Origin of the sequence: Phenylobacterium sp., from assembly GCF_030654915.1 — a bacterium.
Taxonomy (GTDB): Bacteria; Pseudomonadota; Alphaproteobacteria; order Caulobacterales; family Caulobacteraceae; genus Phenylobacterium.
Genome location: NZ_JAURWM010000147.1, coordinates 1 through 6,632 on the forward strand (window position 1 = coordinate 1; position 6,632 = coordinate 6,632).

The following is a 6,632-nucleotide window of genomic DNA, read 5'->3' on the forward strand; positions in this document are numbered from 1 at the left end:
CCGCGGCGCGTGTCGCCGGCGCGCAGGATGACGCCTGTCTGAAGCTGGCCGCCGCGGTGGAGTTCATCCACACCGCCACTCTGCTTCACGACGACGTGGTCGATTCCTCGCAATTGCGCCGGGGCAAGGTCGCCGCGCACCTGATCTGGGGCGCGCCGGCCAGCGTTCTGGTGGGCGACTTCCTGTTCGCCCGCGCCTTCGAGCTGATGGTCGAGGCCGGCTCCATGCAGGCGCTGGAGATCCTGGCCCGCGCCAGCCGCGTGATCGCCGAGGGCGAGGTGCTGCAACTCACCCGCGCCCACGACCTCAATCTCGGCCAGGACCTTTATCTGGAAATCATCAAGGCCAAGACGGCCGAGCTGTTCGCCGCCGCTGCCGAGGCCGGAGCGGTTTCGGCCGGCGCCAGCCCTGAGCGCTGCAAGGCGTTGCGGACCTTCGGCCAAGACCTGGGCCTGGCTTTCCAACTCGTCGACGACGCCCTGGACTACAGCGGGATCAGCGCGACGCTCGGCAAGAACCCCGGGGACGACTTCCGAGAAGGCAAGGCCACCCTGCCGCTGCTGCTGGCCATCGCCAGCACCGGCGCCGCGGAGAAGGCGTTCTGGGACCGCACCGTCGGCAGGCTTGAGCAGGGCGACGGCGACTTCGAGCGCACTCGCGACCTGATCGCCTCGACCGGCGCTGACGCCGCGACCCTGGACCTGGCGGCCAACTACGCCGCCACGGCCAAGGTGCAACTCGCCGAGTTCGCCAGCAACAACAGCTGGCGTCCGGCGCTTGAAGACCTGGCGGACTTCGCGGTCGGCCGCCAGGCCTAGGCGGTACGGCGGCTAGGCCGCCGTCCATCCCCCATCGACGGAGAGGTTCGCGCCGGTCATCTGCTTGGCGGCGTCCGAGCAGAGGAAGATGACCACGGCGGCGACTTCCTCCGGCGTGACGAATTGCTTGGTGGGCTGGGCGGCCAGCAGCACATCGTTGATGACCTGCTCCTTGGTCATGTTGCGGGCCTTCATGGTGTCCGGGATCTGGCTCTCCACCAGCGGCGTCCAGACATAGCCAGGGCTGATGCAGTTAACGGTGACGCCGTTGGTGGCCACCTCAAGAGCGACAGCCTTGGTGAGCCCGGCGATGCCGTGCTTGGCCGCCACATACGCCGACTTGAAGGGTGATCCCACCAGCGAGTGAGCCGAGGCCGTGGAGATGATCCGGCCCCAACCGCGCGCCTTCATGCCAGGAACCGCGGCGTGGATGGCGTGGAACGCCGACGACAGGTTGATCGCGATGATCTGGTCCCACTTCTCCGTGGGAAAGGCCTCCACCGGCGAGACGAACTGAATGCCGGCGTTGTTCACCAGGATATCTACAGACCCGAAGGTGGTTTCAGCCTCGGCGATCATGTCCGCGATCTGCTCGGGCTTGGTCATGTCGGCGCCGGAGTAGATCGCCTTCACGCCGTATTCGGTCTCGATGCCCGCGCGTTCCTTCTCGATGTCCTCGGGCTTGCCGAAGCCGTTGATGAGGACGTTGGCGCCCTCCTTGGCCAGGGCGCGGGCGATGGCCAGGCCGATGCCGCTGGTCGAACCGGTGACGACGGCGGACTTGGACTTGAGACTCATGGGGCGGCTCCGTGGAAGATAATGGGTAGCTTGGGTTCAGGGCTGGTCCTGGTCCAGGGCTTCGCGGCCTGGATCGAACACGGCGGTGGCGGCCCCGTCAGGTTTGCGGGCGTAGTGTTCCAGATTGCGTCGGCATCGGTTGGCGTCGGTGACGCCGGACGACCAGTGGTCAAGCATGGTCTGCCGGGAGAACTCGAAGTCCTTGAAGCCGCCCTCGTAGGATTTGGCGCGATAGATCAGCTGGATCACCGTCACAGCGCTCTCCTTGGAGAGATCCTTGAGCAGTCCGACACTGGGCTCGCTGGCCATCGCTTCGGGCAGGGCGGCGAGCAGGTCACGCAGGGCGGCCTTGAGGCGATGAATCCGCAGGTTGGCGTCGGTGTTCAGCCGAGTGCGGCTGGAATAGCGGATGTCCTTCTCGCGCTCGGTCGCCTCGCCCAGGGTCTTGGGGAGCGGCCCACGGGCGTTGAACAGATCGACCTGGAAGATCATCAGGTCCTCGTCCACGCCGCTGTCGAGCACGTATTCGAGCGGGGTGTTGGAGACAAGGCCCCCGTCCCAGTACCACTCGCCGTCGATCTCGATGGGCGGCAGGCCAGGCGGGAGGGCGCCGGACGCCATGATGTGCTCGGGGCCGATCTTCTGATGCAGATTGTCGAAATAGACGAAATTGCCGGTCTTGATGTGGACCGCCCCGACGCTGAGACGCGTATCCTTGGCGTTGATCCGGTCGAAATCGACCAGACGCTCCAGGGTCTGGCGCAGGGGCGCGGTGTCGTAAAAGCTCAGCGCGCTCGGATCGGTCGCGGTGGGCAGCCACGGGGTTAGGAGTCGTGGCGAGAAGAAGCCCGGTACACCGCCGGCCACCGCCCAGCCGGCGCTGGCGTCGCTGATCGCCGCGCGTGCCTGCTCCATCATCGGCAACGGGGACGGCGTCCAACCCGAGGTGACGAGGTTCCAGAATTCCCGCAGTCGCTCCACGCGGCGCTCGGGCGGGTTCCCGGCGATGATGGCCGCATTGACGGCGCCGATGGATATCCCCGCGATCCAGCTCGGATCGAGCTCTCCGTCGCGAAGCGCCTCATAGACCCCGGCTTGGTAGGAGCCGAGCGCGCCCCCGCCCTGGAGGACAAGCACGCGGCGCGGGGGCGGAGCGTCTGGTGGAGCTTCAGGTGGCATGCGGCCCCCAGGGACGGGCGAGATGGTCAGGCGCCCATCTGCGCACCTATATTGCGGCGCACAAAAGGCCGTTCGCAAGCCTACGCCTTACGGCTGAATCAACAATCTGCGAGGAGGCGGCCGCTAGCGACGAAGTTCGTGCGACCAGGCTTGGCCAGCGACGGGCTGGAAGCCCTGTGCGTTCCAGAAGGCGTCGAAGGCGCCCGCGTGCACGGTGATCAGGGCCGCGTTGTCGAGGCCTTCCTGGATCAGCGCGGCGACGATGGTGCGGGCCACGCCGCCGCGGCGCGCGCCAGGCGACACGAACAGGTGGCGTATGCGTAGGGCTTGAGCGTGGCGCTCGGTCGGTTCAAGGGTGCTCGTGCCGACGCCGACGAGTTCACCCGCCTGGTACGCGACCAGCAGGGCCTCGCCGTCGCCGGCGAAGCGCTGCGTCCCGCTGTTCCAATCCTGGCTCAGCCCCTCGATGTGGCGATGGCCCTCGGCCGTCGCCTCGGCTTCCAGGCGTTCGAAATCGTCCGGTAGTTCGTCAATGATCCGGACGAGCTGGATCATCAGCCCGGGCTGATCATTTTTTCCGGGCGCACCAGGGTGTCGAACTCTTCGTTGGTGACGTACCCGCCGCCGACGGCTTCCTCGCGCAGGGTGGTGCCGTTCTTGTGGGCGGTCTTGGCGATCTTGGCGGCGTTGTCGTAGCCGATCTTGCCGTTCAGGGCGGTGACCAGCATCAGCGAGCGCTCGAGCGCGGCCTTGATGTTATCCTCACGGGCTTCGATCCCGACCACGCAGTTGTCGGTGAAGGAGATCGAGGCGTCGGCCATCAGGCGGCACGACTGCAGGAAGTTGTAGGCCATCACCGGGTTGAAGACGTTCAGCTCGAAGTGACCCGAAGCGCCGGCGAAGGTGATGGTCGCGTTGTTCCCGAACACCTGGGTGCAGACCATGGTCAAGGCCTCGCACTGGGTCGGGTTGACCTTGCCCGGCATGATCGAGGAGCCGGGCTCGTTCTCCGGCAGGGACAGTTCGCCCAGGCCCGAGCGGGGGCCGGAACCCAGGAAGCGGATGTCGTTGGCGATCTTGAACAGGCTGCCGGCCATGGTGTTGATCGCGCCGTGGCTGAAGACCATCGCGTCGTGGGCGGCCAGGGCCTCGAACTTGTTCGGTGCGGTGATGAAGGGCAGGCGGGTGATGTCGGCGATCTTCTGGGCGACCAGTTCGGCGAAGCCGACCGGAGCGTTCAGGCCGGTGCCGACGGCGGTGCCGCCCTGGGCCAGTTCATAGAGGCCGGCCAGGGTGTCCTTGATCCGGCGCACGCCGTTGGCGACCTGCTGCGAATAGCCGGAGAACTCCTGGCCCAGCGTCAGGGGCGTAGCGTCCTGGGTGTGGGTGCGGCCGATCTTGATGATGTGGTCGAAGGCCTTGACCTTGACCTTCAGGGCCGCGTGCAGGTGCTCCAGCGCCGGCATCAGCTCCTTGGCCACCTGCTCGGCGCAGGCGATGTGCATGGCCGTTGGGTAGGTGTCGTTGGACGACTGGCTCATATTGACGTGGTCGTTCGGGTGGACCGGGCTCTTGGAGCCCATGACGCCGCCCAGCATCTCGATGGCGCGGTTCGAGATCACCTCGTTGGCGTTCATGTTCGACTGGGTGCCCGAACCGGTCTGCCAAACCACCAGCGGGAAGTGATCGTCGAGCTTGCCGTCGATCACTTCCTGGGCGGCGGCGACGATGGCCGCGCCGATCTTGGGGTCGAGCTTGCCGAGTTCCATATTGGCTTCGGCCGCGGCGCGCTTGACGATGCCCAGCGCCCGGATGATCGGCTTGGGCTGCTTTTCCCAGCCGATCTTGAAATTGCCGATCGACCGTTGGGACTGCGCGCCCCAATAGACATTGGTCGCGACCTCGATAGGGCCGAAGGTGTCGGTTTCGGTGCGGGTCGCGGTCATGGTCAAGGGCTCCGATTGCTTCGCAGCGCCGGTTTAACGAACGGGCGCGAGACTGCAAGACGCGCACGGATTATGGAGCGCCATGGACGACAGCTGGACCCATCATGGCAAGGTGCGCGCGCGGGAGGCCGAGGGCCTCTTCGAGATCGTCGTGGACGGCCTGACCACTCAATCGAAATACTACAAGCCGCTGGTCTACGAGTTCTTCCGCAAGGCCTGGCGCGGGGCGCGCCCGTCATGGGGCGAATTCTCGGTCGACATCATGATGGAGTATGTCGGCGATCCGCCGTGGATCGACCTCGATAACTTGGCCAAGGCGATCCTCGACGCGATCAAGGGGCACGCCTTCCATGACGACGCCCAAGTGGCGCGGCTGCTGGTCGAGCGGCGGGCCGGCGAGCGGGAACGTATCGTGGTGACAGTGCGAAAGCTGTCGGACGCGAACCTGCTGGGCAGGCCTTATCAGCGCTGAAAACGAAAGCGACCGCGCCGGAGACCGGCGCGGTCGCATTCCCAAACCCTAAAGTCTGAAGAGCGCGGGTTCAGCGATACTGCTGAAGCCGCGTGGTCCGCAGGCCCGCCAGGCCGTGGCGATCAATCGACTTCTGCCAGGCGAGGAATTCCTCGTTGGTCAGGGTGTAGCGCTCGCATGCCTCGTCCAGGGTCAGGAGCCCACCGCGAACGGCGGCCACGACCTCGGCCTTACGCCGGATAACCCAGCGACCGGTGTCGGCGGGCGGCAGATCATTCAACGTCAAAGGCGCACCCGTCGGGCCGATGACATAGGCCTCGCCGCGGCTGTTCGTGCGCGTCTGCTGTTGTTGCAACATGGCTTTACGCCTTTCCGACCATCACTGTTCGGGTCGAAGGTATCGGAGGGGGCATAACAGCCGGTGAATCACGATAGTAAACAAAAGCTTATTCATGACCCCTCCGTGTACGATTCTGATACAGTCTAAGATGTCGTTCGATGTTAATGGTGATTAACGCGAGGAATTACCTATTAATATTGATTAGTTCTTCAAGCATTGATCCGCTGATGTGGCGATATTCAAAGAAAACGGACGGATTTTCTGTGCGCTGATTAGTCTGGTGAACTTTGCGGGAAGGCCGATGGTCGAGGCGTCAAGGTGCGTCGGGGCGATTGCGCACAGCCCATCGACGTCTCGCTGCTTGGCGACAAACTCACCCGACGGAAACGCGCCGCGACAGGTGTTACCATTTGCGCCGGCCGGGACGTCCGGGTTGGCGAAGGTCGCGGCGCCGCGTTCGGCCATGCCGTGGATGTTCACTTTGGCCGTCGTTTCGGTGGCGTCGCCGGTCACGCGGTCGTCTCGGGTTCGGGTGTAGGCGTCGCCGGGGCCTTGGGCGCTTCGGCGATCGAGGTGACCTTATCCCAGCTGACTCTCACCCCGTTGACGGTGATCAGGGTCTGGCCGTCCACCTGCTCGACGCCGGTGACGATGCCTTGGACGAAGTTCGTGACCGGCACGGCGGCGCCGACGGAATCCTTCGCCGTGACCCTTAGGGTATAGGTTCCGCCGTTGGCGAGTTGCTGCCCCGCGCGGTCCTTGCCGTCCCAGGTAAAGGTGTGGTCGCCGGCCTTGTTCTCGGTGGGCTTGATCACCTGGACCGTCTTGCCGGACCCGTCGACGACCTCGATGGAGACGTCCGTGGCGTCGCGATCTAGCTTGTAGCCCCACTCGGCCTTACCGGCGGTCAGCTTGGCGGTGCTGTTCAGCGCGCGGACATCGCGACCCAGCAGGCTGACCGAGGTCTGGATGCCCGAGCCGGTGTTGGAGACCAGCTTTTCGAGCAGGTCATTGGTGAGCAGCTGCTGCTCCACGCCGGTCATCTGCACCAGTTGCTGGGTGAACTGGGTGGAGTCCAT

Annotated in this window: 9 protein-coding genes; 2 read left to right on the forward strand and 7 right to left on the reverse strand. The window is 65.2% G+C overall.

Annotation, left to right across the window (positions count from 1 at the left end):
• Positions 1–818, forward strand: an 818-nt coding sequence (locus tag Q7T84_RS07665) for a polyprenyl synthetase family protein (RefSeq protein ID WP_304807389.1), incomplete at its 5' end; no start/stop codon positions are given.
• 12 nt (positions 819–830) lie between these two features.
• On the opposite strand, the gene Q7T84_RS07670 is transcribed toward Q7T84_RS07665, so the two are convergent.
• From Q7T84_RS07670 to fumC, 4 genes are all read right to left on the reverse strand, one after another.
• A complete protein-coding gene (locus Q7T84_RS07670; RefSeq protein ID WP_304807391.1) occupies positions 831–1,616 on the reverse strand; it encodes a 3-hydroxybutyrate dehydrogenase in 786 nt (261 codons plus the stop codon).
• 36 nt (positions 1,617–1,652) lie between these two features.
• On the reverse strand, positions 1,653–2,795 hold the full coding sequence (locus Q7T84_RS07675; protein ID WP_304807393.1) for a patatin-like phospholipase family protein: 1,143 nt from the start codon (positions 2,793–2,795) through the stop codon (positions 1,653–1,655).
• A 123-nt stretch (positions 2,796–2,918) separates the two neighbouring features.
• Positions 2,919–3,350, reverse strand: coding sequence for a GNAT family N-acetyltransferase (locus Q7T84_RS07680; RefSeq protein WP_304807395.1), 432 nt, complete (start codon positions 3,348–3,350; stop codon positions 2,919–2,921).
• The gene (gene fumC / locus Q7T84_RS07685) at positions 3,350–4,741 is read right to left on the reverse strand and encodes a class II fumarate hydratase (RefSeq protein WP_304807397.1); all 1,392 of its coding nucleotides are present in this window, start codon (positions 4,739–4,741) and stop codon (positions 3,350–3,352) included. The genes Q7T84_RS07680 and fumC overlap by 1 nt, the downstream gene beginning before the upstream one ends.
• Before the next feature lie 82 nt (positions 4,742–4,823).
• On the opposite strand from fumC, the gene Q7T84_RS07690 reads away from it, so the two are divergent.
• Positions 4,824–5,213: a RusA family crossover junction endodeoxyribonuclease gene (locus tag Q7T84_RS07690; RefSeq protein WP_304807399.1), complete on the forward strand. Its 390-nt coding sequence runs from the start codon at positions 4,824–4,826 to the stop codon at positions 5,211–5,213.
• A 70-nt stretch (positions 5,214–5,283) separates the two neighbouring features.
• On the opposite strand, the gene Q7T84_RS07695 is transcribed toward Q7T84_RS07690, so the two are convergent.
• The 3 genes from Q7T84_RS07695 to Q7T84_RS07705 form a co-directional block, all read right to left on the reverse strand.
• Positions 5,284–5,571 (reverse strand): DUF1153 domain-containing protein, encoded by a 288-nt coding sequence (locus Q7T84_RS07695; protein WP_304807401.1) that lies wholly within the window; start codon positions 5,569–5,571, stop codon positions 5,284–5,286.
• 183 nt (positions 5,572–5,754) lie between these two features.
• Complete coding sequence (locus tag Q7T84_RS07700) at positions 5,755–6,066, reverse strand: hypothetical protein (protein WP_304807403.1); 312 nt, start codon at positions 6,064–6,066, stop codon at positions 5,755–5,757.
• A partial coding sequence (locus Q7T84_RS07705; RefSeq protein ID WP_304807405.1) for a flagellar hook assembly protein FlgD occupies positions 6,063–6,632 on the reverse strand: 570 nt, incomplete at its 5' end. The genes Q7T84_RS07700 and Q7T84_RS07705, both read right to left, overlap by 4 nt.